The organism is Proteus sp. G2300 (genome assembly GCF_009915965.1).
GTDB classification, from domain to species: Bacteria; Pseudomonadota; Gammaproteobacteria; order Enterobacterales; family Enterobacteriaceae; genus Proteus; species Proteus vulgaris.
Map to the genome: position 1 here is coordinate 414,415 of NZ_JAABNK010000025.1, position 23,891 is coordinate 438,305.

23 protein-coding genes are annotated in these 23,891 nt (G+C 39.1%); 22 read left to right on the forward strand and 1 reads right to left on the reverse strand.

The features are described 5' to 3' along the window. The first annotated feature begins 11 nt into the window (after positions 1 to 11). The 19 genes from plsX to umoD all read left to right on the forward strand — a co-directional run bounded on the left by plsX (position 12) and on the right by umoD (position 16,906). Positions 12 to 1,049 (forward strand): phosphate acyltransferase PlsX, encoded by a 1,038-nt coding sequence (gene plsX / locus GWI97_RS17875; RefSeq protein WP_072024209.1) that lies wholly within the window; start codon positions 12 to 14, stop codon positions 1,047 to 1,049. 4 nt (positions 1,050 to 1,053) lie between these two features. After that, the gene (locus GWI97_RS17880; protein WP_036937752.1) at positions 1,054 to 2,007 is read left to right on the forward strand and encodes a beta-ketoacyl-ACP synthase III; all 954 of its coding nucleotides are present in this window, start codon (positions 1,054 to 1,056) and stop codon (positions 2,005 to 2,007) included. 19 nt (positions 2,008 to 2,026) lie between these two features. Next, the gene (fabD, locus tag GWI97_RS17885; protein ID WP_036937749.1) at positions 2,027 to 2,959 is read left to right on the forward strand and encodes an ACP S-malonyltransferase; all 933 of its coding nucleotides are present in this window, start codon (positions 2,027 to 2,029) and stop codon (positions 2,957 to 2,959) included. An 8-nt stretch (positions 2,960 to 2,967) separates the two neighbouring features. Continuing rightward, a complete protein-coding gene (gene fabG, locus GWI97_RS17890; RefSeq protein WP_036937746.1) occupies positions 2,968 to 3,702 on the forward strand; it encodes a 3-oxoacyl-ACP reductase FabG in 735 nt (244 codons plus the stop codon). A gap of 157 nt (positions 3,703 to 3,859) precedes the next feature. Next, positions 3,860 to 4,096, forward strand: a complete 237-nt coding sequence (acpP, locus tag GWI97_RS17895; RefSeq protein WP_004247087.1) for an acyl carrier protein — start codon at positions 3,860 to 3,862, stop codon at positions 4,094 to 4,096. A gap of 74 nt (positions 4,097 to 4,170) precedes the next feature. Further along, the gene (gene fabF, locus GWI97_RS17900) at positions 4,171 to 5,412 is read left to right on the forward strand and encodes a beta-ketoacyl-ACP synthase II (protein ID WP_036937743.1); all 1,242 of its coding nucleotides are present in this window, start codon (positions 4,171 to 4,173) and stop codon (positions 5,410 to 5,412) included. Positions 5,413 to 5,545: 133 nt separating this feature from the next. After that, a complete protein-coding gene (gene pabC, locus GWI97_RS17905; RefSeq protein ID WP_036937740.1) occupies positions 5,546 to 6,373 on the forward strand; it encodes an aminodeoxychorismate lyase in 828 nt (275 codons plus the stop codon). Positions 6,374 to 6,390: 17 nt separating this feature from the next. Continuing rightward, on the forward strand, positions 6,391 to 7,413 hold the full coding sequence (gene mltG, locus GWI97_RS17910; protein ID WP_036937738.1) for an endolytic transglycosylase MltG: 1,023 nt from the start codon (positions 6,391 to 6,393) through the stop codon (positions 7,411 to 7,413). 2 nt (positions 7,414 to 7,415) lie between these two features. Further along, positions 7,416 to 8,063 carry a dTMP kinase gene (tmk, locus tag GWI97_RS17915; protein WP_036937735.1) on the forward strand — a complete coding sequence of 216 codons (648 nt, stop codon included), beginning with the start codon at positions 7,416 to 7,418 and terminating at the stop codon, positions 8,061 to 8,063. Next, the gene (gene holB, locus GWI97_RS17920; RefSeq protein WP_036937733.1) at positions 8,060 to 9,043 is read left to right on the forward strand and encodes a DNA polymerase III subunit delta'; all 984 of its coding nucleotides are present in this window, start codon (positions 8,060 to 8,062) and stop codon (positions 9,041 to 9,043) included. Before tmk ends, holB begins: the two co-directional genes overlap by 4 nt. A gap of 76 nt (positions 9,044 to 9,119) precedes the next feature. Then, positions 9,120 to 9,905, forward strand: coding sequence for a metal-dependent hydrolase (locus GWI97_RS17925; protein WP_036937729.1), 786 nt, complete (start codon positions 9,120 to 9,122; stop codon positions 9,903 to 9,905). A gap of 42 nt (positions 9,906 to 9,947) precedes the next feature. After that, on the forward strand, positions 9,948 to 10,298 hold the full coding sequence (gene hinT, locus GWI97_RS17930) for a purine nucleoside phosphoramidase (protein ID WP_036937727.1): 351 nt from the start codon (positions 9,948 to 9,950) through the stop codon (positions 10,296 to 10,298). 39 nt (positions 10,299 to 10,337) lie between these two features. After that, a complete protein-coding gene (locus GWI97_RS17935) occupies positions 10,338 to 10,739 on the forward strand; it encodes a YcfL family protein (RefSeq protein ID WP_036937724.1) in 402 nt (133 codons plus the stop codon). Positions 10,740 to 10,756: 17 nt separating this feature from the next. Then, positions 10,757 to 11,338 (forward strand): penicillin-binding protein activator LpoB, encoded by a 582-nt coding sequence (locus tag GWI97_RS17940; RefSeq protein ID WP_036937721.1) that lies wholly within the window; start codon positions 10,757 to 10,759, stop codon positions 11,336 to 11,338. Further along, complete coding sequence (locus tag GWI97_RS17945; protein WP_052038521.1) at positions 11,316 to 12,215, forward strand: phosphotransferase; 900 nt, start codon at positions 11,316 to 11,318, stop codon at positions 12,213 to 12,215. Before GWI97_RS17940 ends, GWI97_RS17945 begins: the two co-directional genes overlap by 23 nt. 38 nt (positions 12,216 to 12,253) lie before the next feature. Beyond that, positions 12,254 to 13,273 carry a beta-N-acetylhexosaminidase gene (nagZ, locus tag GWI97_RS17950; RefSeq protein WP_036937719.1) on the forward strand — a complete coding sequence of 340 codons (1,020 nt, stop codon included), beginning with the start codon at positions 12,254 to 12,256 and terminating at the stop codon, positions 13,271 to 13,273. Continuing rightward, on the forward strand, positions 13,270 to 13,809 hold the full coding sequence (gene ycfP, locus GWI97_RS17955) for an alpha/beta hydrolase YcfP (protein ID WP_036937716.1): 540 nt from the start codon (positions 13,270 to 13,272) through the stop codon (positions 13,807 to 13,809). Before nagZ ends, ycfP begins: the two co-directional genes overlap by 4 nt. Positions 13,810 to 14,256: 447 nt before the next feature. Next, the gene (locus GWI97_RS17960; RefSeq protein WP_087803562.1) at positions 14,257 to 15,564 is read left to right on the forward strand and encodes an NAD(P)/FAD-dependent oxidoreductase; all 1,308 of its coding nucleotides are present in this window, start codon (positions 14,257 to 14,259) and stop codon (positions 15,562 to 15,564) included. Between the two features lie 841 nt (positions 15,565 to 16,405). Further along, the gene (gene umoD / locus GWI97_RS17965; protein WP_036937713.1) at positions 16,406 to 16,906 is read left to right on the forward strand and encodes a flagellar biogenesis regulator UmoD; all 501 of its coding nucleotides are present in this window, start codon (positions 16,406 to 16,408) and stop codon (positions 16,904 to 16,906) included. 87 nt (positions 16,907 to 16,993) lie between these two features. On the opposite strand, the gene mfd is transcribed toward umoD, so the two are convergent. Further along, the gene (gene mfd, locus GWI97_RS17970; protein WP_036937710.1) at positions 16,994 to 20,437 is read right to left on the reverse strand and encodes a transcription-repair coupling factor; all 3,444 of its coding nucleotides are present in this window, start codon (positions 20,435 to 20,437) and stop codon (positions 16,994 to 16,996) included. Between the two features lie 193 nt (positions 20,438 to 20,630). Between mfd and lolC the strand changes: the two genes are divergently transcribed. The 3 genes from lolC to lolE are packed head-to-tail and all read left to right on the forward strand — an operon-like array spanning position 20,631 to position 23,831. After that, positions 20,631 to 21,833 (forward strand): lipoprotein-releasing ABC transporter permease subunit LolC, encoded by a 1,203-nt coding sequence (lolC, locus tag GWI97_RS17975; RefSeq protein WP_087803560.1) that lies wholly within the window; start codon positions 20,631 to 20,633, stop codon positions 21,831 to 21,833. A 40-nt stretch (positions 21,834 to 21,873) separates the two neighbouring features. Beyond that, a complete protein-coding gene (lolD, locus tag GWI97_RS17980; protein WP_036939053.1) occupies positions 21,874 to 22,584 on the forward strand; it encodes a lipoprotein-releasing ABC transporter ATP-binding protein LolD in 711 nt (236 codons plus the stop codon). Further along, positions 22,584 to 23,831 carry a lipoprotein-releasing ABC transporter permease subunit LolE gene (lolE, locus tag GWI97_RS17985; RefSeq protein ID WP_087803558.1) on the forward strand — a complete coding sequence of 416 codons (1,248 nt, stop codon included), beginning with the start codon at positions 22,584 to 22,586 and terminating at the stop codon, positions 23,829 to 23,831. Before lolD ends, lolE begins: the two co-directional genes overlap by 1 nt. Positions 23,832 to 23,891: the final 60 nt, after the last annotated feature.

Genomic DNA, 23,891 nt, shown 5'->3' on the forward strand with positions numbered 1-23,891 from the left:
TCGTTGATACCTTGACAAATCTAACCATAGCGTTAGATGCGATGGGCGGGGACTTCGGTCCTCGCATCACAGTGCCTGCTTGTTTGCGGGCGCTGGCATCTAATCCTCATTTAAAAATATTGCTGGTAGGTCAACCAGACGCTATCTCTCCTTTGCTTGCAGATCAAAATGCTGAGCTAATTTCCCGTTTACACGTTATACCCGCTGAACATATTGTCGCCAATGATGCTAAACCTTCACAAGCTATTAGAGCAAGTAAAGGTACATCAATGCGAGTGGCGCTTGATCTCGTGAAAACAGGTGAAGCACAAGCCTGTGTAAGCGCTGGTAATACTGGCGTATTAATGGGATTAGCAAAACTGCGACTGAATGCTATTGATGGAATTGAACGTCCTGCACTGGTTTCGGTATTACCTAACCAGAAAAAAGGTAAGACTGTCGTTCTTGATTTAGGCGCGAACGTTAACTGTGATAGCCAAATGTTGGTACAGTTTGCGGTGATGGGCGCAGTTATGGCAGAAGAAATTGCAGGAATTAGTTCACCTAAAGTGGCACTTTTAAATATTGGTGAAGAAGAGAGTAAAGGGTTAGATAATATCCGCGAAGCCGCTACGGTATTAAAGTCGACACCTAATATCAATTATATTGGTTATGTTGAAGGTAATGAATTACTGACAGGCAAAACGGATGTATTGGTGTGTGACGGCTTCGCAGGTAATGTCTCCCTTAAAACGATGGAAGGGGTTATTCGGGTTTTCCTTTCATTGATTAAATCTTCTACTACTGAAAATAAAAAAACGTCGTGGTGGATAAAAATATTGAAGAAATGGTTACAAAAACGGCTAATTAAGCGTTTTGGACACATGAACCCCGACCAGTATAACGGTGCTTCTCTGTTAGGATTACGCGGTATCGTCATTAAGAGCCATGGTGGCGCAAATGAAAGCGCGTTTACAGCAGCAATAGAACAGGCTGTTCATGCCGTTGAGCGAAAAATCCCAGAACGGATCGCTTCTCGACTGACAACAGTATTACCCAAGAGCGATTGATAGAATGTATACAAAAATCTTAGGTACTGGTAGTTACTTGCCTGTACAAGTGCGAACTAATGCCGATTTAGAAACAATGGTTGAAACGTCTGACGAGTGGATTGTTACCCGGACAGGTATTCATGAACGTCGGATTGCAACAGAAGAAGAAACTGTTGCGTTGATGGGAGCAAGTGCGGCTGAAAAAGCATTAGAAATGTCTGGTATTGATAAGCAAGACATTGGGTTGATTGTTGTTGCCACAACATCAGGCTCACATGCATTCCCAAGCGCAGCATGTCAGATTCAAAATGCGTTAGGTATCAATGATTGCATCGCTTTTGACGTTGCTGCAGCATGTTCTGGCTTTGTTTATGCATTAAGTATTGCAGATCAGTTTATTAAAGCTGGTTCTGTTAAGCATGCTCTTGTGATCGGTGCTGATAGATTATCCCATGCGTTAGATCCTAACGATCGTGGCACCATTATTTTATTTGGTGATGCGGCGGGTGCAGCAGTTGTGGGTGCGTCAGAAGACGAAGGTATTATTTCTACACATTTACACTCTGATGGGCGTTTCGGTGATTTATTAGCATTACCTTATCAGCGTAAAGAAAATGAAGATTTACCTGCTTACGTTACAATGGCAGGAAATGAAGTATTTAAAGTCGCAGTTCGTGAACTTGCCCACATTGTGGATGAGACACTCGAAGCTAACAATATTGATAAATCTGAACTGGACTGGCTTGTGCCTCATCAGGCAAATTTAAGAATTATTTCAGCGACAGCGAAAAAGCTGGATATGACAATGGATAAAGTAGTGGTGACATTAGATCGCCACGGCAATACGTCAGCAGCATCAGTCCCAACAGCATTAGATGAAGCTGTAAGAGACAATCGCATTCAACGTGGTCAGTTAATCTTGCTGGAAGCGTTTGGTGGTGGTTTTACTTGGGGTTCTGCACTTATCCGTTTTTAATATTATCAGGAAAATAAACATGACTGATTTTGCAATGGTTTTCCCTGGACAGGGATCGCAAACTGTTGGAATGCTTGCAGAACTTGCCGAGCAATATCCAATAGTGACTGAAACATTTGCTCAAGCATCTGATGTATTGGGCTACTCTCTTTGGGATTTAGTTCAAAATGGCCCTGAAGATGAGTTAAACAAAACATGGAAAACACAACCCGCATTATTAGCCGCCTCGGTTGCTGTTTGGCGTGTATGGCAAGAAAAACAAGGCAAAATGCCACAAATGATGGCAGGTCACAGTCTTGGTGAGTATTCTGCTTTAGTGTGTGCGGGTGTTATTGATTTCACCGCAGCAATTAAACTAGTAGAATTACGCGGTCAACTGATGCAAGAAGCTGTACCAGCAGGTACAGGCGCAATGTATGCGATTATCGGTTTAGATAATGACGCTATTGCAAAGGCATGTGAAGAAGCAGCCCAAGGGCAAGTTGTTTCGCCTGTAAACTTTAATTCACCAGGTCAAGTGGTTATCGCTGGTAATAAAGAGGCAGTAGAACGTGCTGGTGTTTTATGTAAGGAAGCTGGCGCTAAGCGCGCGTTGCCATTAGCGGTAAGCGTGCCTTCACATTGTGCTTTAATGAAACCAGCAGCTGATAAGCTAGCGATTGCATTACAAGAAATTGAATTTAAACAACCTGAAATACAGGTCGTTAATAATGTTGATGTGAAAGCACAAACTGATGTTAATGCTATCCGTGATGCGTTAGTTCGCCAGCTTTATAATCCAGTTCGCTGGACTGAAACGGTTGAACTTATTGCTGAAAAAGGTATCACACAGCTATTAGAAATCGGCCCAGGAAAAGTATTAACTGGTTTAACAAAACGTATTTCTAAAGAAATGAACGCTGCAGCAGTTAATGATATTGCGTCATTAAATGCTGCATTAGGAAATGACTGAGGGATCTCATGGGATTTGACGGAAAAATAGCGCTAGTTACTGGTGCAAGCCGTGGCATTGGCCGTGCGATTGCAGAAGATTTAGTTGCGCGCGGTGCGACCGTAATTGGTACAGCAACGAGTGAAAACGGTGCGCAAGCTATCAGCGAATATTTAAGCGGTAAAGGTAAGGGTTTTGTGTTAAATGTCACAGAAAACGACTCTATCGAAAAATTTTTAGCTGAAGTGCGTGCTGAATTTGGCGAAATTGATATTTTGGTCAATAATGCAGGTATTACTCGTGATAACCTGTTGATGCGCATGAAAGATGATGAGTGGCAAGATATCATCAACACAAATCTTTCATCAGTCTTCCGTCTGTCTAAAGCAGTTATGCGTGCTATGATGAAAAAACGTTATGGCCGTATAATTACCATTGGTTCTGTTGTTGGAACTATGGGTAATGCAGGACAGGCAAACTACGCGGCGGCAAAAGCGGGTGTGATTGGTTTTAGTAAATCATTAGCACGCGAAGTTGCTTCCCGGGGCATTACGGTAAATGTTGTTGCACCTGGTTTTATCGAAACTGATATGACAAGAGCATTAACAGATGACCAAAGAGCAGGTATTTTATCTCAAGTTCCTGCTAACCGTTTAGGTGATGCCAAAGAGATTGCCAGTGCTGTAGCCTTCTTAGCTTCTGATGAAGCAAGCTATATCACGGGTGAAACATTGCATGTCAATGGTGGCATGTACATGATCTAATTATGGGGACGTCTTTATATTTGCTTTTTGCGTACAATATAATGCAAAATATAGCGAATAAAGTAGTCCACACAGTCGGGATTGGTTAGATCTTTTCCTGTATTTATAAACTAAGAAAATCATCGCGCAAGCGAGTTTTGATAGGAAATTTAATAGTATGAGCACTATCGACGAACGCGTTAAGAAAATCATTGTTGAACAACTGGGTGTTAAAGAGGAAGAAGTTGTAAATTCAGCTTCATTTGTTGATGACTTAGGCGCTGATTCTCTTGACACAGTTGAGCTGGTAATGGCTCTGGAAGAAGAATTCGATATCGAAATCCCAGACGAAGAAGCAGAAAAAATTACTACAGTTCAAGCTGCTATTGATTACGTTGAAAACGCAGGTAAATAAGCTTGCTAATCTAGGCGGTCACTCGACCGCCTATATTTTTAATCCTAAACTTTTTCCCTCCTTGGAGGATAAGCGTGTCTAAGCGTCGTGTAGTTGTGACCGGACTAGGCATGTTATCTCCTGTCGGTAATAACGCAGAAGCTTCTTGGGAAGCAGTGTGTGCCGGACAGAGTGGTATCGGCCTTATCAAAGATTTTGACACCAGTCATCATGCGACTAAATTCGCAGGATTGGTAAAAGATTTCAATCATGAAGATTATAATCTTTCGCGTAAAGAGGCGCGTAAGATGGATCTTTTCATTCAATATGGTATTGCAGCCGGTGTGCAAGCCATTGCGGATTCAGGTCTTGAAGTAACAGAAGCCAATGCAAGTCGTATCGGAGCTGCTATTGGTTCTGGTATTGGTGGCTTAGGCCTTATCGAAGAAAATCATACATCCATGATGAATGGTGGTCCTCGTAAAATTAGCCCATTTTTTGTACCTTCAACCATCATTAACATGGTTGCAGGACATTTAAGCATTATGTATGGCCTTCGTGGCCCTACAATCTCTATCGCCACAGCGTGTACTTCAGGTGTTCATAATATAGGACATGCTGCACGTATTATCGCTTATGGTGATGCTGATGCAATGCTGGCGGGCGGTGCCGAAAAAGCAACCACACCATTAGGGTTAGGTGGCTTTGGTGCTGTTCGTGCATTATCAACACGTAATGATAATCCTCAAGCGGCTAGTCGTCCATGGGATAAAGATCGTGATGGTTTTGTATTAGGTGATGGTGCTGGTGTTCTGGTTCTTGAAGAATATGAACATGCTAAAAACCGTGGCGCTAAAATTTATGCTGAAGTGGTTGGTTTTGGGATGAGTAGCGATGCTTATCACATGACTTCACCAGCAGAAAATGGCGAAGGCGGTGCGCTGGCGATGACAAATGCACTGAAAGATGCGGGTATTGCCTCATCAGAAGTGGGTTATATCAACGCACATGGTACATCAACGAATGCAGGCGATGTTGCTGAAGCACAAGCGGTAGAAAACGTATTTGGTAAAGGCACAGATGTATTAGTTAGCTCAACAAAATCTATGACAGGTCATTTATTAGGCGCTGCTGGAGCTATTGAGTCTATCTTTACTATTCTTTCTCTACGTGACCAAATCGTACCTCCAACTATTAACCTCGATAATCAAGACGAAAATTGTCATCTTGATTTTGTTCCACATAAAGCACGTAAAGTTGAGAACATGGAATATGCTCTGTGTAACTCATTCGGCTTTGGTGGTACTAATGGTTCAATTCTCTTTAAGCGCGTTTAAACCGTTTTTTGCAGAAAGTTGAAAAATACTTAAAGGCCCAGGATTATTCTGGGTCTTTTATTTTGTCCTTTTACTGCCAGTTGCTTTATCATGTGCAGGTTGATATCAATAACATAGATGTAGGGTGTGTTAGATGCATTGGGTAAATGGACAACAGCAACAAAATGTAGATGCCAGTGACCGAGCGATACAGTTTGGGGATGGTTGCTTTACTACTCTTGCGATTGAACAGGGTAAACCTTTTTTATTACCCGAACACCTTAACCGTTTAAAAGAAGGCTGTGAGGCTCTTTTTCTTCCTCATCCCAATTGGCCCGATTTAGAAAATCACATAATAAATATTGCCTCAGATACCCAGGCGAAAGGTGTTATTAAAATTATCATCAGTCGCGGTTATGGGGGGCGTGGTTATTCTTCAAATGGATTTATGACACCGACGGTTATAACATCACTGTCATCCTATCCCTCACATTATTCTCATCAGCAAAGTGAAGGTATATCACTTAGCATCAGTCCTGTTACTTTAGGAAAAAATCCTCTATTGGCGGGAATTAAACACTTAAATCGTTTAGAGCAGGTTCTTATTAAGCATCATTTAGAAAAAACAGAATTTGATGATGTTTTGGTGTGTGATAATGAGGGATATTTAGTTGAAGCAAATGCAGCAAATCTTTTTTGGCGCAAAGGAAATACACTTTTCACACCGGATCTGAGGGATTCCGGCGTAAAGGGCATAATGCGTCAATCAATTATTCAATTAGCTAAAAAACTGAATTGGAAAATTGATATCGTAAAAGAGAAACCGGAAACCCTTTATCAAGCAGATGAAGTTTGGTTAACAAATAGCTTAATGCCGATACTTCCTGTTTCACGTATCACTTTTTCGGATGATAAGTGCTATCAGTATTCAACTAGAGAGTATTATCATGTTGTTTTACAACACTGTTTGTCACTTAAATAGAACTTGATGAGTTATAAATGAAGATAAAAAAAATAGTATGGATAGTTTTTTTTGCCTTACTAATTAGTATCGGTGCAATTGCGTTGTATATGATGCAACATCTTCGTGCTTTAGAAGAAAATGTTGTTGTAAAGCAAGATGAAATGCTACTCACAGTGCCAGCAGGAACAGGGCGCGTTGCCATGGAACAACTGCTTATAAAAAATAATCTACTCAACAAAGGCGATTATTTTCAAGTTTTACTAAAAATAAAACCAGAGCTTAGTCAATTTAAAGCAGGTACATATCGTTTAACAAAAGGTATGTCTTTGCGTGATGTTTTGTTGCTGATCAACAGTGGTAAAGAAGCCCAATTTACCATCCGTTTTATTGAAGGGAGTCGTTTAAAAGATTGGCAGTCTATTTTTGAGCAAGCCCCCCAACTTACGACTATTGCACATACAATGGATAGCGATAAATTACGTGAAGAGATAGGGATAAAACCCGAGATGGCTAACCTAGAAGGTTGGTTTGCACCAGATACATACCATTACACAGCGGGTACGACAGATGTCGCAATTTTAAAACGCGCCTATCAACAAATGGAAAAAACATTAGAAGAAGAGTGGATTAAACGAGATAGAGGTCTACCGTATAAATCAGCTTATGAAATGCTTATCATGGCATCAATTATTGAAAAAGAGACGGGGATTGAGGCTGAAAGAACAAAGGTCGCGTCTGTATTTATTAATCGATTAAAAGCCAATATGCGATTACAGACCGATCCTACTGTAATTTATGGTTTAGGTGATAAATATCGAGGTACGATTTATCGTAGTGATTTAAATGGTTATACCCCTTATAACACGTATCAAATTGATGGATTGCCACCAACACCAATTGCGATGCCAGGGGTCGCCTCAATCAGAGCCGCTGCACATCCAGCGGATACGCGTTATCTCTATTTTGTTGCAGATGGAACGGGTGGTCATAAATTTTCAACCACACTCAATGAACATAATAAAGCCGTCGCACAATATCGACGCTTACAACAAAGATAATTATGAACAACAGTAAATTTATTGTAATTGAAGGATTAGAAGGCGCGGGAAAAACCAGTGCAATTCAAACCGTTGTTAATACATTAAAAGAAAAAAATATCACCAACTTAGTCTTTACCCGTGAACCAGGAGGCACGCCTCTTGCTGAAAAACTACGTGAACTTATTAAGCAAGGAATCGAAGGCGAAAAAGTGACAGATAAAGCAGAACTGTTAATGCTATACGCAGCGCGTGTTCAGCTTGTTGAAAATGTGATAAAACCAGCATTAGCAGAAGGTAAATGGGTGATTGGCGATCGACATGATCTCTCTTCCCAAGCCTATCAAGGTGGTGGACGTGGTTTAGATAAAGATCTCATGCTATCACTTCGCAATACGGTTCTTGCCGACTTTCGTCCTGATTTAACGTTATATCTTGATTTAGATCCCGCCATTGGACTTGCAAGGGCGCGAGCTAGGGGGGAGTTAGATCGGATTGAAAAAGAGTCAATGGACTTCTTTTATCGCACTCGTGAACGGTATCAAGCATTGGCTCAAGGTGACGATTCTATTATTACAATAGATGCATCTCAAACTATCGAGAAAGTTCAAGCCGATATCCGCCAAACACTGACTACATGGCTAGCTCAGCAGGAAAATAAAGCATTATGAATTGGTATCCTTGGCTAAATCAGGCATATCGGCAACTTATTAGCATGTATCAAGAAGAGCGTGGCCATCATGCTCTGCTTTTACATGCGATCGAAGGCATGGGAGCAGACGCGCTTTCTTATGGATTAAGTCGTTGGTTAATGTGTCAGAATAAACAGGGATTAAAAAGCTGTAATGAGTGCCACAGTTGTCGCTTGATGCTTGCCGAAACACACCCGGATTGGCACCTTTTACAAAGTGAAAAGGGTAAGACATCTATTGGTGTGGAAGCCGTTAGAAAAGTGACAGAAAAACTAGAGCAGCATGCTCAACAAAGTGGTGCAAGAGTTGTGTGGATCAAAGAGGTTGAAGCGTTAACTGAAGCGGCTGCAAATGCATTATTAAAAACGTTGGAAGAACCGCCTAAAAATACGTATTTTTTACTTAATTGTCAGCAACCTGAAGTTTTATTAGCCACATTGCGTAGCCGCTGTTTTTATTACCATTTAGTGGCTCCTGATCATCAACATGCATCATATTGGATACAACAACAGCTGCCGAATGTACCTTATGCTAATAGTGTAACTGCGTTAAATTTATCGCAGAATGCACCAATAGCAGCACTCTCATTACTGAAAGAAGAATGGCAAGAAAGAGAGACTTTTTGCCAAGTGTTATATTCGAGTTTGCAACAACGTGATTTATTTGGATTTCTTCCACAACTAAATCAAGATAATGCAGAGCGTCGCTTGTATTGGTTGTTATCGCTTTTACTTGATGCTTTAAAGTATCAAACGAATGCACAAGGCTATTGTATTAACCAAGATCAACAACCTTTAATTATGGCGTTATCACAATGGTCTTCAAATATCTTGTTAACCATTATTGATGGATGGAAACAATGTCGTTATCAGTTAATGACCATTCCAGCCTTAAATAAAGAATTATTATTGGCAGAACAACTGCTAGATTGGGAAAATCAGTTAGTCACACAACATTAATAGCTACATAAAATTAATTGTGATTTAGCTGTAATAGAAACACCTATAAGTTATATCAGATAAATGAGAGTAAGTTATGTTTTTAGTTGATTCACACTGCCATCTCGACAGCTTAGATTATGAAAAACTACACAAAAATATTGATGATGTTGTCGAAAAAGCACAGCAGCGTGATGTTCAATATATGTTAGCTGTAGCAACAACGTTACCGGGGTTCAAAAAGATGCGTGAACTTATTGGCAAACGTGACAATATTGCATTCTCTTGTGGTATTCATCCCTTGAATTTAGATGAAGGTCATGATGTTGAAGAGCTCGCGCGCTTAGCGGTTGCGCCTGATGTAGTTGCTTTAGGCGAAACGGGGTTAGATTACTATTACCAACAAGAAAATGCAGCATTGCAACGTGATATTTTTCGTGAACATATTCGCATTGGCCGACAAGTCAACAAACCTGTAATCGTGCATACACGCAGTGCTCGTGAAGATACGTTATCGATTTTAAAAGAAGAAAAAGTGCAAGAGTGTGGCGGTGTGTTGCATTGTTTTACTGAAGATAAAGAAACCGCAACTGCATTACTTGATCTTGGAATGTACATCTCTTTTTCAGGCATTGTGACATTTAGGAATGCGGAACAAATTAGGGAGGCTGCACGTATTGTCCCTCTTGATAGAATTTTAGTTGAAACAGATTCCCCTTATTTAGCACCAGTTCCTCATCGCGGAAAAGAAAATCAACCTGCTTATGTCCGTGATGTTGCAGAATATATGGCTGTATTAAAAGGGGTGAGTGTTGAAGAGTTAGCGCTACAAACAACGCGCAATTTTGCTAAGCTCTTTCATATTCAAAACTTACCTGCTTAATTGATTAATCAGGGATTAAAACAAATAATTAAGGTGATGGAAATGGCAGAAGAAACAATTTTCAGTAAAATTATTCGTGGTGAAATTCCCGCTAACATCGTTTTTCAAGATGAGACTGTCACTGCATTTCGTGATATTTCGCCTCAAGCACCCACACATATTTTGATTATTCCTAATAAACTTATTCCTACAGTAAATGATGTTACAGTTGAAGATGAACAAGTGTTAGGACACCTATTTGTTGTTGCCGCTAAAATTGCTCAACAAGAAGGTATTGCAGAAGATGGTTATCGCCTAGTGATGAATTGTAATAAACATGGTGGGCAAGAAGTTTTCCATATTCACATGCATTTATTGGGTGGCAGACCATTAGGGCCATTATTAAGCCAATAATCGACATGATACTAAAAGCGAAATAACAGGAAGTAATACATGATAAGACAAGGTAAGGCTATTTACTCGTTACTTATCGTTATGTGTATGACGACATTGCTCTCTGGGTGTTTATCATCTCATTCAGATAATAAACTCTATTTTAATCGTCAACAGGCCATTATTATGGAACCTTCTGTCTTAGTTGTGGGGATTGTTGCGGGACAACCAACCCTTGAACACCATGCTAACGGTACAAGAGCGACTGTTATGCTGTCGAATACACAATCGTATCCTGTTTCAATTCGCTATCGCTTTTACTGGTATAACGAACAAGGACTTGAAGTATCTCCTGCTGGACATGTAAATGATGTGACTATTCTTGGTGATGGAGATACTGAAATTAGCGCCGATGTTCCAGATAAAACCATTAGTTATGTCAGAGTTTATCTCTTTACTTAGGATAAGGTAACGCGAGTATGAAAAGACTTTTATTTGTGGCGATCTCTGTGTTTTTATTAGCAGGTTGTCCGTCTATGTTGCCACAACAACCGCCTGTACCAGTAGAGCCGGTTACACCGACTGAGCCTGTTGAGCCACCTAAACCAATAGAACCACCGATTGAAGTGGTGCCGACACCACCAAAGATCACCCGTATTAATTGGAGCGCGGTGGTAACACCTTTAATTAGAGAAATGGCAGTCACTGATGACTTAGAAGCGGGTAAGTTAATCGTTATTGATAATGTCAAAAATAACTCTGGCGGAAACATCCAAGCGGTAAATGCAACCAATACAATTATAGAATCTGTTAATAGTATTAGTGCGTTACAAACTGTGCCTTATACGCAAATGATGTCAGCTCGAAAAGCGCTTGGTTTATCAGGAGAAGACCGTTTAGGTCTTCGTAGTGCCGCAATTGGATTAGCTCGTCATTTAAAAGCAGATTATATTTTATTCTCAACAGTTGATGGCAAAAAAGATAACCGCGTTATTAGCATGCAGTTAATGTCGGTTTCTTCTGGCGAAATTCTTTGGAATGGACGCAATAAGATTGAGTGATCGGTATGACTTAAGTTTGCTTAATGCCTTGCAAAGGCTTTTTCCTGCAACGGCATTAAGTCAATGGAGAATAACAGCATTAACGGGGTTGGGAGGTGGCTCTTTTCGTGTTCAATATGCTGATATTGATTTGATTGCTCGCTACTATGGGGATGAAAGAAAAGGACTTTATGTACACGGAAAAAAAGAGTATGCCATTCTAAAACAGCTTTCAGACTCTGATTTATCACCTAAAGTTGCAACATGCTATGGAGAATGGTTTTTTCTTCATTGGTTACCCGGCGAACACCTTTCTCATCAATCTCTTTTTAGTACTTATTTGAAGCCATTAGCGGAAAAAGTAGCAACGTTACATCAACAAACTCCGTTAGGCTTTCCTCTTGACTTAAATCATGAGTTATTCCTTTATTGGCAAAGAGTCGATAGAAAACGGTTATCTGCTAAATGGCTACGTTTACAACAATATTTTTTACGCCAACCTCGATGTAATCTCATAAAATACGCGCCAGCTCACATGGATTTGCATGTTGAGAATATTCTTCTTAGTGATTCAGGTATAAAATTTATTGATTGGGAATATGCTGCAGATATTGATACAGCTGATTCATTAATGACGTTCTTTGCCACAAATCAACTGAATGAAACGCAACAAATGGCATTTTTGGATTATTATTGTTCGTATCATTGTCATTATACAGAGCAGAAAGAGGCTGACTCTTATTCTGTCAGAGAATTAAGAGCACGTATTCTTTCAAGGGAATCATTCATTTTTTATATGATGCTAATGTGGTATGAAGTCCGTTGGCAACAAACAAAAGATGGATCATTTTTAATGATGTCTGAACCTTTACGTCGCTATTTTAGTCTGACGAATTAAAGACATTATCTTGTCACAATTACAAAGAGAGGAATGTTATGGGTCCAGTAATGCTTGATGTTGAAGGATATGAACTCGATAGTGAAGAGCGTGAAATTTTAAAGCATCCTCTTGTCGGTGGATTAATCCTTTTTACCCGCAACTTCCACGATGCAGAACAATTAAATGAATTAGTTCGCCAAATTCGTGATGCATCTCATGAACGTCTGGTGATTGCCGTTGACCAAGAAGGTGGGCGAGTACAACGTTTCCGAGATGGTTTTACACGGATACCTGCAGCACAATCCTATGCAGCATTAAATGAAAGCTATCAAGCGAGTCATTTAGCACAAGAAGCGGGATGGTTAATGGCATCCGAAATGATTGCTATGGATATTGATATTAGTTTTGCGCCTGTCCTCGATTTAGGCCATAACTGCATTGCGATAGGGGAGCGCTCTTTCCATGATTCTCCTGAAATTGCCATGACAATGGCAGAAAGTTTCATTAAAGGCATGCGTTCTGCAGGCATGAAATCAACAGGTAAACATTTCCCGGGGCATGGTGCTGTAAGAGCTGACTCTCACAAAGAAACTCCGCGTGACGATCGCTCTTTAAATGATATTCGCCAACGTGATATGTCAATTTTTAAAGATTTTATTCAGCGTCAATTGTTAGATGCAATTATGCCAGCTCATGTTATCTATTCTCAAGTTGATGAACGTCCAGCGAGTGGCTCATCCTACTGGTTGAAATCAATTTTACGTGAACAACTCGGCTTCCAAGGTGTTATTTTCTCTGATGATTTATCTATGGAAGGTGCTGCTATAATGGGAAGTTACGCAGAAAGAGCACAGCGCTCCCTTGATGCGGGTTGTGATATGCTTTTAGTGTGTAATAACAGAAAAGGGGCAGTGAGTGTGTTAGATAACCTGTCCTCAGTCAAAGCAGAACGCATTTCCACATTGTACCATCACCGAGGTCGTTACACATTGAGTGAGCTACAAACCTCTGATCGTTGGAAAAAAGCGAATCAGTTGCTGACCCAATTACAGGAGCAATGGCAGGAGCGCGCATGATTATATATTTACATGGTTTTGATTCCACAAGTCCTGGAAATCATGAGAAGGTTTTACAGCTACAGTTTATTGATCCTGATGTTCGTTTTCTCAGTTACAGCACCTTGCATCCTCGTCATGATATGCAACATTTGCTGAAAGAAACGGATAAAGTGATTAAATCCACTAAAGAGCCCGTATTAATTTGCGGTGTTGGATTAGGGGGATATTGGGCAGAACGTATTGGTTTCTTATGTAATATTCGTCAGGTAATGATTAACCCTAATCTTTTTCCTTACGAAAACATGACAGATAAAATCGATAGACCTGAAGAATATTTAGATATCGCAACGAAATGTATTAAAGATTTTCGTTCTAAGAACAAAGACAATGCATTAGTGATATTATCCCGCAATGATGAGATTTTAGATAACCAGCGCTCTGCTGATGAATTATCACCTTATTACACTGTGATTTGGGATGAAGTCCAGACGCATAAATTTAAAAGTCTTTCTGAGCATCTGTTTAAAATTAAAGCGTTTAATAGCAAAATTTAAGACTAAAATTGTTTCCAAAAATGGGTGGGTTTTCCATCCATTTTTATTGTCTCCCGCATAATATTTTTATCTCTTCTTGTCCCTTTTGGCTTTAGTGCAATTGGTTTAAGATGACCTGTTCATTATCTGCTCATCACATTCTGTTTTCATCGCTTTAACTTCACTTTTTATCCTTAATAGTTTGTATTTATTTAAAAAATTTAGTCTTAATGTTTTTTTTAGTTGTTTATTAATCAGAAAAAGGCGCATTGCTCTCGATTTTTTCAAAAAAGAGATATGAATATTCAACTATTTTTGATATAAATCAACTTCGGTATGACCATCTTTCCAATTAACTTGTTTGAAAACAAAAATAGCAGCCGAAACGATTTAACTGTCGTTATATAAGTAGATTTCACTAAGGCTATTTAAATAACAACAGTAAATATCTTTATGGAGTGACGTTAAATGTCATTAACAAAAATTATTATTGTCGGTGGTGGCGCGGGTGGCTTAGAACTTGCGACTAAATTAGGCAATAAATTAGGTCGCAGCAAAAAAGCCGAAATCACCTTAGTTGATCGTAATAATAGCCATCTATGGAAACCATTATTACATGAAGTGGCTACAGGCTCTTTAGATGATGGCGTTGATGCGTTAAGTTATTTAGCACACGGCTATAACCATCATTTCAATTTTCAATTAGGTTCACTCACCGGACTTGATCGCGAACAAAAAAATATTACATTAGCGGCTATCTATGATGAAGACCAAGAATTACTCGTCCCCGAACGTACGCTTGATTATGATATTTTAGTTATGGCATTAGGCAGTAAATCGAATGATTTTGGTACACCAGGCATTAAAGAAAACTGTATTTTCTTAGATAGCCCACAACAAGCACATCGTTTTCATAATGAAATGCTGAATTTATTCTTAAAATATTCAGCTGACGCCAATGCACAAGCCGAAGATCGTAAAGTGAATATCGCTATTGTTGGTGGGGGAGCTACAGGGGTTGAACTTTCTGCTGAATTACATAATGCAGTACGCCAGCTAAATAGTTATGGATTAAAAAAATTAGCGCCATCAGCGTTAAATATTACTTTAGTTGAAGCGGGAGAGCGTATTCTTCCTGCATTACCTGTGCGTATTTCGAGCGCAGCACATCATGAGTTAACAAAATTAGGTGTACGAGTTATGACCAAAACAATGGTCACAAGTGCAGATGAAGGCGGATTAAACACAAAAGAAGGTGAGCATATTGATGCTGACTTAATGGTGTGGGCGGCTGGTATTAAAGCACCTGATTTTATGAAAGATATTGCAGGCCTAGAAACTAATCGCATTAATCAATTAGTTGTAAAACCAACCTTACAAACGACCGTCGATGAGTCTATTTTTGCTATCGGTGATTGCGCATCTTGCCCTAGAAAAGAAGGTGGTTTTGTTCCACCAAGGGCACAATCAGCACATCAAATGGCAAGCCGTTGTTACAGCAATATTTTAGCAATGTTAAAAGAAAAACCATTAAAAGATTATGTATTTACCGATCACGGTTCATTAGTTTCTCTATCGAAATTCAGTACGGTAGGGAGTTTAATGGGAAATTTGATGAAAGGTGACATGATGATCGAAGGACGGATCGCTCGTATTGTTTACATCTCTTTATATCGGATGCATCAAATTGCGTTACATGGTTACATCAAAACAGGGCTTATGATGTTGGTTGGTTCTATCAATCGAGTGATTAGACCCAAGCTAAAACTTCATTGATTTATCTTTTGCTTTTCTGATAAGACAAAAGTTATCTTTTTAAACCCTCGTATTATATGAGGGTTTTTTATCTATTTTTTCTTTTAAATTAAATAATTAAATTAGAATATCTAAATAAGATAAATAATCTTAGCATAAATGACTAGATGATTTATCTGTTTATATCAAAAATAACGAATAACACTAAAGCTCAATAAGACAATGGTAAATATAATTTTATCATTAAGGTTAATGAGTAATATTAAAGATAAGATCTATTTTTGATTATTATGCTAAATTATTTAAGACTTTTCTTAAATAAAAAATGATGTTTAATTCATTAATTTATCAAATAAAGTGTTATGGTATTTCTCTGATTTGCATTTAAAACACAATAAGTGAAAAGCATTAGTATAAGCTTAACATGTTATTTTTATTAAAATTTAATTCAATGAAATATTTTCATAAATCTTAAAAATAGATTTTTAAATATGAATTATCACTTATTTTTAAGCAACAATTGTTAACCTCGTGTTATCATAATGATGTATTATAAATAGTATAACGGTTTAAATTTTTTCACGAAAATAAATTAAGAACTCTCTTAATATAATAGATAATGCTTAAAAATATGATGAGGATTTATTTAATTAAGTAATTAAAACAGAAATAAGTGGTGTATTTAACATGTCATAAATACGTAGTTTACTTATTATGTTAATCAGCATGGATGTTGAATTAAGCTGTCAGATAGAGAATTCATTTATTGAATAATAAATAAATTAGCCAGTTATCGTAAAATAGTGGCTTTTTATTGAGCATCTGTAGCAATTAAGGACAAAACAAATAAAAAGGGGTAAAAGTGAGTGTTGATGTCAGAAAGTACACACTGATAGGACTAGTCGTTGTATTAGCTATTCTTTCATTTATTGTATGGAGGTGGGTATTTCCCCAGCCTCAATTCGCTCATGTCGTTTCCGCTACACCGATTAAATCAACGGTTTTTGTGACAGAAGAGTATTGTCATCGAATCGGTTTACCAACGCCTTTTACTCCAGAAAAATTGTCACGATTTCATCCGGCAGAGCAAGAATGTCGCGTGTTTTATATGATTGAAGCACTTAATAACAGTAATATTGCAAATTTTCCTTATCCTCAATTCAAAGAATGTATTCCGATTTATCGACAAGAGCGCAGAATTGTGGGCTATGATGTGCTTTACACTATTGATGGAACACCAGGTAAAGTGCGCACTACCTTTAAGCCTGGCGAAGTTATTGCTTTAGATGCTGATGGCAGGCTGATTTTGGCACAAGAACCTTATTGTTCAATGAATGAAAAAGTTCCTTGCCGTACAAACTAATACTAATAATATAAAAAGGCGTAAATGAAGAGGCTTTATTCCTTCATAACGCCTTTTTATTGACTTAAATAGCGGTGAATTCGACTGCTATTTTATCTTATGATCATCAAATGCACTTAACATATCATCAATGAAAGTGAGTCGTTTTTCACGTTCAGCTAAATTAGTAATAAACTTCAATTTAGATGGGCCGTCTAAGCGAAAAACAGCGGGTTGTTCTTGGAGTAAGCTAATTAAATAGCTCGGATCAACCTTGTTCTTCTCACCGAATTCAATAAACCCGCCTTTATCATGCGCTTCAATACGTGTAATACCTAAGCTCATTGCATTTAAACGAATAGCGGCATTACGCAATAAATAACGACCAGCATCAGGCAATTTACCAAATCTATCAATCAATTCTGCTCTTAAATCATTAAGTTCATTTAAATCAACCGCACTTGCAATTCGTTTATAGAATGAGAGTCTGACATTTACATCTGGAATGTAATCATCTGGTAATAAAACTGGCATTCTTAATTCAATTTCAGTTTGCTGATTGGTGAGATCTTCAAGTGATGGCTCTCTGCCTTCTTTTAGTGCTTCTATGGCGCTTTCTAGCAATTCCATATAAAGAGAGAAGCCTACCGTATTCATTTGGCCACTTTGTTCTTCACCGAGTAACTCGCCCGCACCCCGAATTTCCAAATCGTGAGTAGCCAACGCAAAACCAGCACCTAGATCTTCCAGTGAAGCAATCGCCTCTAAACGTTTATGAGCATCTTTTGTCATGGCTTTAGGATGTGGCGTTAACAAATAAGCATAAGCTTGGTGATGAGAACGACCTACACGACCACGTAACTGATGTAATTGCGCTAAACCAAAGTGATCGGCTCGCTCAATAATAATGGTATTTGCACTTGGTATATCAATACCTGTTTCGATGATGGTAGTGCAAAGTAACACATTAAAACGCTGATGATGGAAATCATTCATCACTCGCTCAAGTTCACGTTCACGCATTTGCCCATGCCCAATCCCAATACGAGCCTCAGGAACGAGTGTAGCCAGTCTCTCACGCGCTTTTTCGATATTTTCAACATCGTTATACAAGTAATAAACTTGTCCACCACGTAATGTTTCACGCAAGATAGCTTCGCGTACCACTAAATCATCATATTCCCGTACAAAGGTTTTTACGGATAAACGGCGTGCGGGTGGTGTTGCGATAATAGAAAGATCACGCATACCACTCATGGCCATATTTAATGTACGAGGAATTGGGGTTGCTGTTAGTGTCAAAATATCTACATTAGCACGCATAGCTTTAATCCGTTCTTTGTGACGAACACCAAAGCGATGCTCTTCATCAACAATGAGTAGCCCTAAATCTTTCCAGTGAATACTCGGTTGTAATAATTTGTGTGTACCAATGACAATATCAATAGTACCTTCAGCCAGTTTCTCTGTGATTTGTTGCTGTTCTTTTGCGCTACGAAAACGCGAAATCATCTCAATATTAACGGGCCAATTGGCGAAACGATCGCGAAAATTATCGAAATGTTGCTGAGCTAATAGAGTGGTTGGTACTAAAATCGCAACTTGTTTATTATTGTTAACCGCAAGGAATGCTGCGCGCATTGCCACTTCTGTTTTACCAAAACCCACATCACCACAGACTAATCTATCCATTGAAATGGCCTGGCACATATCACTTAATACGGCGTTGATTGCTATTTCTTGATCGGGAGTAGTTTCAAAAGGGAAACTTTGTCGGAACGCGTGATACTGCTCTTTATCCATTTTAAAGGCAAAGCCTGTTTTTATTTCGCGTTGCGCATAAACATCTAACAGCTCTGCCGCAACATCACGGACTTTTTCAGCCGCTTTTTGACGCGCTCTTACCCACGCATCCCCCCCTAATTTGTGTAAAGGGGCATTTTCATCAGCACCACCAGAATAACGACTGATTAAATGTAATGATGAAACAGGAACATAAAGTTTGTCGTTACCTGCGTAACCTAACATTAGGTATTCTGCTTTTACGCCACCTGCTTCTAAGGTTGTCATACCTTGATAGCGTCCAACACCGTGTTGAAGATGCACAACAGGCTGACCAATACTTAATTCGGCAAGGTTACGAATTAAGGTATCGGTATTAATTGCTCTGCGATTGTCTTGACGGCGACGATTAATACGTTCACCCAACATATCGCTTTCACAGATCAAGGCTAATTGGCGATGGCTATCAATAAAGCCGTGTTCAGCTGCGCCAATAATAAAATAAGCCCCTTTTTCTTGGGCATCTGATAACTCAACGATCTGTTTTGGGGCTATTTTTATACGTGATAATAGTTCTTGTACTGTTTCGCGTCGACCTTCACTCTCAACAGAGAAAATAATACTACCTGAAAATTGCTCTTGGAATCGACGCAGATTATCTAAAGGAGATTTACTTTGCGCGTTAATCGATAAATCAGGAAGTGGTTGATAACCTAAATTAGTTTGTCCTGCTTTTTCTGGCAACGTGTCTGTTTTAAGTTGAATTCGTGGCCACTGTTTGAGCGCTTGATTAAACTTATCAACATTGAGCCAAATATCATCAGGAGGGAGCAAAGGCCGCATTGGATCAACGCGACGACTTTCAAAACGTTGGTTGATGTCTTGCCAGAATTTATCAGCGAAATCTTGTAGATCTTGCGTCACTATTAGGGTGTTTTGGGGAAAATAAGCAAATAAGTTAGATAAAGGCTGTTCAAAAAATAGTGATTGCCAATATTCAATCCCAGTTGGCAGTATGTGTTTACTGACTTGTTGATAAATATGTTCAGGATCACGTCTTACATCGAAGCGCTCACGCCACTGACTACGAAAGAGCTCAATTGCATTGGCATCAGTTGGGAATTCATGTGCAGGCAATAAATTGATTTGCTCCACTTCTATTAATGTTCTTTGAGTATCGACATCAAAAGTACGCAGGCTATCAATTTCATCATCGAAAAAATCAATACGATAAGGGAATTCACTTCCCATAGGAAATAAATCAAGCAATGCACCACGTGTTGCATATTCTCCATGCTCTAATACTTGCTCTACATGGCGATATCCTGCTTCATCGAGTGTTTTACGCAAATTATCACGAGAAAGTATCTCTCCTTTTTGCATTACCAACGCATGACTTGCGAGATAATCCGTAGGGCAGACTTTCTGCATTAACGTATTGACGGGTAAGATTAAAATTCCCTTGAGAAGTGATGGAATACGGTATAGCGTAGAAAGGCGGTTTGAGATAATTTCTTGGTGAGGTGAAAAACTGTCATAAGGCAGAGTTTCCCAATCCGATAATGTCTCTACTGGATAATCACAAAACTGACGGATTTCATCTTGTAAACGTAATGCATTTTGCATGTCACGAGTAACAAGAACGACTAATCCAGAATGACGTTTGATGATCTCTGCACATTCTAGAGCACAAGCGGCACCAGTCAGTTGACCGAGCTGGCGAGTATCCCCTTGTTTTATAGGAAGTTGATAACGATATTCTGAGGACATAAGCGTGTAATGTGAACTCTTTGTTGTAGTTAACTCCCAACACATCTTCAGCGTACTCGCTAAAGCTTAAACTGGCGGGCAGGTTAAGATAAAAGAAAAACCACAGTTTGGGAATAGAGTGGTTCCATTCAGTAAGACTACCCTTTATTATCCCTGAACACTTCGCATTAGCAACAGGAACAGCACAGATTTCATGTACAATTCTGTCTCATTTTATATAGGGCTCCGTTATATGCGGGGTCGCGCGGTCGATAAGTTCGGTCGCTTCGTCTCATGGCTATCTGCTTTAGGGATCATGTTAGGTGTCGCAGCGCTTATCACTGTGACTTCTGTTATGAATGGCTTTGAACGTTCATTGCAAGAAAGTATTCTTGCTTATCTTCCACAAGCCATAGTGACATCACCTAACGGGCAACTACCCCGACAATCAAATATAGCCGAAAATTTACTGACGCGAGAAGGTATCATAAACGTTGTTCCTTTAGTAGAAAGTGATGTTGTTTTGCAAAGTAAAGACAATATCAGTGTTGGCGTTATGTTAGGGATTGAGAAAGCACAAGATGAGCCATTAACAAAATATATTCGTTATGGTGATTTCTCTATGCTTAAATCGGGTGAATATGGTGTGATCTTAGGAAGTGGCTTAGCTAAACAATTGAAAGCAAAAGAAGGGGATAAAATTCGCCTGATTGTGCCAAGTGTAAGCCAACTAACCCCGATGGGAAGATTACCCAGTCAACGATTATTTACTGTTAAAGGTATTTTCCAAAGTGGTGGAGATGCTGACGCCTCTCAAATTTTAGTTAATCAACAAGATGCGGCACGTTTAATGCGTTATCAACCAGGAAATATTACTGGGTGGCGTCTTTTCTTTTCTGATCCTCTCAATATTGAAAAATACAGTACTCAGCCTTTAGCTAAAAATTTAAGTTGGAAAGATTGGCGTGAACGTAAAGGTGAATTTTTCCAGGCAGTTAAAATGGAAAAAAATATGATGGGATTATTATTAAGCTTAATTATTGCTGTAGCTGCTTTTAATATTATTACCTCACTTTCTTTATTAGTTATGGAAAAACAAGGGGAAGTGGCTATTTTGCAAACCATGGGGTTAAAACGTTCTCAGATTATGTCCATTTTTATGTTGCAAGGTGCTGGGGCTGGCATACTAGGTGCTGTTGCGGGGGGGCTTCTAGGGGCATTGCTCTCAAGCCAGTTAAATACCATTATGCCAGCGGTAGGACTTATTCCACAAGGCGTCGAATTACCTGCCACGCTTGATTGGGGACGGGTATTTATGATTGGCTTTGCCGCTATTGTGATTTCCCTTTTATCCACTTTATACCCGTCTTGGCGGGCCGCGACTATTCAGCCAGCAGAGGCGCTACGTTATGAGTAATTCTTCTATTAATAAACAGCCAATGGCATCAGAAAAAAACATGCAAATTGACAAGAATTGTTTATTGGATTGTCACGCCCTGTGTAAACAATACCAAGATGGTACAATTTCAACGCAAGTACTGAAATCGGTTTCATTTAAAATGGAAAAAGGTGATTTTTTAGCTATCGTGGGTAGCTCCGGTTCAGGTAAAAGTACCTTATTGCATCTATTGGGTGGTTTAGATTCACCTACATCGGGCGAAGTCTTCTTTGAGGGGCTGTCGCTCAATACATTATCTTCCTCAGAAAAAGCCGACTTGCGTAATACACAACTGGGTTTTATTTATCAATTTCACCACTTATTACCTGATTTCACTGCCCTTGAAAATGTGGCAATGCCATTAATGATTGGTGGGATTAACGTGGCAAAAGCGAAAGAGAAAGCGATGTCTTTACTTGAAGCCGTCGGTTTAAAAGCGCGCGCTCATCATCGTCCTTCAGAGCTTTCAGGTGGTGAAAGACAACGTGTTGCGATTGCAAGAGCATTAGTTAATGATCCGGCATTGGTACTTGCAGACGAGCCAACAGGCAACCTTGATCAGAAAAATGCCGAAGGGATTTTCGAGCTATTGATTAAGTTAAATAAAGAAAAGCAAACCGCTTTTCTGGTAGTGACGCATGATTTATCACTGGCGGCTCGTTTTCAGCGTCAACTAGAAATGAAAGATGGTCAATTACAGCCACAAAACGCGATTTCAGGAGTGAAATAATGGCGCAATTGCCACTTGCATTAGTGACCGCTTTACGTTTTTCAAGAGGGCGAAAACGTGCGGGAATGGTTTCGTTAATCTCGGTTATTTCAACATTGGGTATTATGCTTGGTGTTGCCGTTTTAATTATCGGTTTAAGTGCTATGAATGGATTTGAACGCGAATTAAAAAACCGTATTTTATCTGTCGTCCCTCATGGTCAAATTTATTCTGTTGAACAGCCATTTGTACAATGGCAATCGGCATTACCTCGGATTGAAAGCACTCCAGGTGTTGTTGCCGCTGCACCGTATATCTTATTAACGGGATTATTAGAGAAAGGAACTGAACTAAAAGCAGTGAGTGTTATGGGAGTATCCCCTGAAAAACAAAGTGATATCAGCTTATTGCCTCGTTATGTACAAAATAATGCATGGCAAGATTTTCGTGCAGGCAAGCAACAAATTATTGTTGGGCAAGGTGTTGCAGACGCATTAAAAATAAAACAGGGTGATTGGTTAACGGTATTAATCCCGAATAATGATGATCCTACTAAGCTATTACAGCCTAAACGTATCCGTTTACAAGTGAGTGGCATATTTAAACTGAGTGGTATGCTTGATCACCAATTAGCGTTAGTGCCTTTAGCTGATGCTCAGCAATATATGGATTATGGACAAGGCATTACAGGGATTGAAGTGAAAACAGTTGATCCATTTTTGGCTAATGAAATCATCCATAATGCGGGTTTAAACAGCAAAGAGTATGTTTATGCGAAAAGTTGGATAAGTGACTATGGCTATATGTATAGTGATATTCAAATGATCCGCAGCATTATGTATTTATCCATGATTTTAGTGATTGGTGTGGCTTGTTTTAATATTGTTTCAACGTTAATTATGGCAGTAAGAGATAAAAGCAGTGATATTGCTATTTTACGTACACTAGGTGCACGAGATAGCCATATTCGTAATATCTTTTTATGGTACGGCTTATTATCAGGCATGATTGGTTGTATTGCCGGTGTTATTTTTGGTGTAGCAGTGGCTTACAATTTGACACCTTTAGTCTCTGTTATTGAATCATTAACAGGGCATAGTGTACTTTCAGGTGATGTTTATTTTGTCGATTTTCTCCCTTCAGAAGTGCATTTGATGGATGTTTTTTCTGTATTTATCACTACTGTGATCTTAAGTCTGATAGCAAGTTGGTATCCAGCTCGTCGAGCCACTAAACTAGATCCTGCAAGAATTTTAAGTGGACAATAAGTTTATTGACATACAAAGAAGAAAAAACACTTAAAATAGTGAAGTTAGAAACGCGATATT

Bases quoted from the DNA above. Each gene is read 5' to 3' on its own strand.
- holB (WP_036937733.1), top strand. From the start codon at position 8,060: ATGAATTGGTATCCTTGGCTAAATCAGGCATATCGGCAACTTATTAGC.
- GWI97_RS17960 (WP_087803562.1), top strand. From the start codon at position 14,257: ATGTCATTAACAAAAATTATTATTGTCGGTGGTGGCGCGGGTGGCTTA.
- GWI97_RS17945 (WP_052038521.1), top strand. From the start codon at position 11,316: ATGGACGCAATAAGATTGAGTGATCGGTATGACTTAAGTTTGCTTAAT.
- pabC (WP_036937740.1), top strand. From the start codon at position 5,546: ATGCATTGGGTAAATGGACAACAGCAACAAAATGTAGATGCCAGTGAC.
- lolC (WP_087803560.1), top strand. From the start codon at position 20,631: ATGTACAATTCTGTCTCATTTTATATAGGGCTCCGTTATATGCGGGGT.
- fabD (WP_036937749.1), top strand. From the start codon at position 2,027: ATGACTGATTTTGCAATGGTTTTCCCTGGACAGGGATCGCAAACTGTT.
- mltG (WP_036937738.1), top strand. From the start codon at position 6,391: ATGAAGATAAAAAAAATAGTATGGATAGTTTTTTTTGCCTTACTAATT.
- lolE (WP_087803558.1), top strand. From the start codon at position 22,584: ATGGCGCAATTGCCACTTGCATTAGTGACCGCTTTACGTTTTTCAAGA.
- acpP (WP_004247087.1), top strand. From the start codon at position 3,860: ATGAGCACTATCGACGAACGCGTTAAGAAAATCATTGTTGAACAACTG.
- tmk (WP_036937735.1), top strand. From the start codon at position 7,416: ATGAACAACAGTAAATTTATTGTAATTGAAGGATTAGAAGGCGCGGGA.
- ycfP (WP_036937716.1), top strand. From the start codon at position 13,270: ATGATTATATATTTACATGGTTTTGATTCCACAAGTCCTGGAAATCAT.
- nagZ (WP_036937719.1), top strand. From the start codon at position 12,254: ATGGGTCCAGTAATGCTTGATGTTGAAGGATATGAACTCGATAGTGAA.
- GWI97_RS17880 (WP_036937752.1), top strand. From the start codon at position 1,054: ATGTATACAAAAATCTTAGGTACTGGTAGTTACTTGCCTGTACAAGTG.
- GWI97_RS17925 (WP_036937729.1), top strand. From the start codon at position 9,120: ATGTTTTTAGTTGATTCACACTGCCATCTCGACAGCTTAGATTATGAA.
- GWI97_RS17935 (WP_036937724.1), top strand. From the start codon at position 10,338: ATGATAAGACAAGGTAAGGCTATTTACTCGTTACTTATCGTTATGTGT.
- hinT (WP_036937727.1), top strand. From the start codon at position 9,948: ATGGCAGAAGAAACAATTTTCAGTAAAATTATTCGTGGTGAAATTCCC.
- mfd (WP_036937710.1), bottom strand. From the start codon at position 20,437: ATGTCCTCAGAATATCGTTATCAACTTCCTATAAAACAAGGGGATACT.
- lolD (WP_036939053.1), top strand. From the start codon at position 21,874: ATGCAAATTGACAAGAATTGTTTATTGGATTGTCACGCCCTGTGTAAA.
- GWI97_RS17940 (WP_036937721.1), top strand. From the start codon at position 10,757: ATGAAAAGACTTTTATTTGTGGCGATCTCTGTGTTTTTATTAGCAGGT.
- fabG (WP_036937746.1), top strand. From the start codon at position 2,968: ATGGGATTTGACGGAAAAATAGCGCTAGTTACTGGTGCAAGCCGTGGC.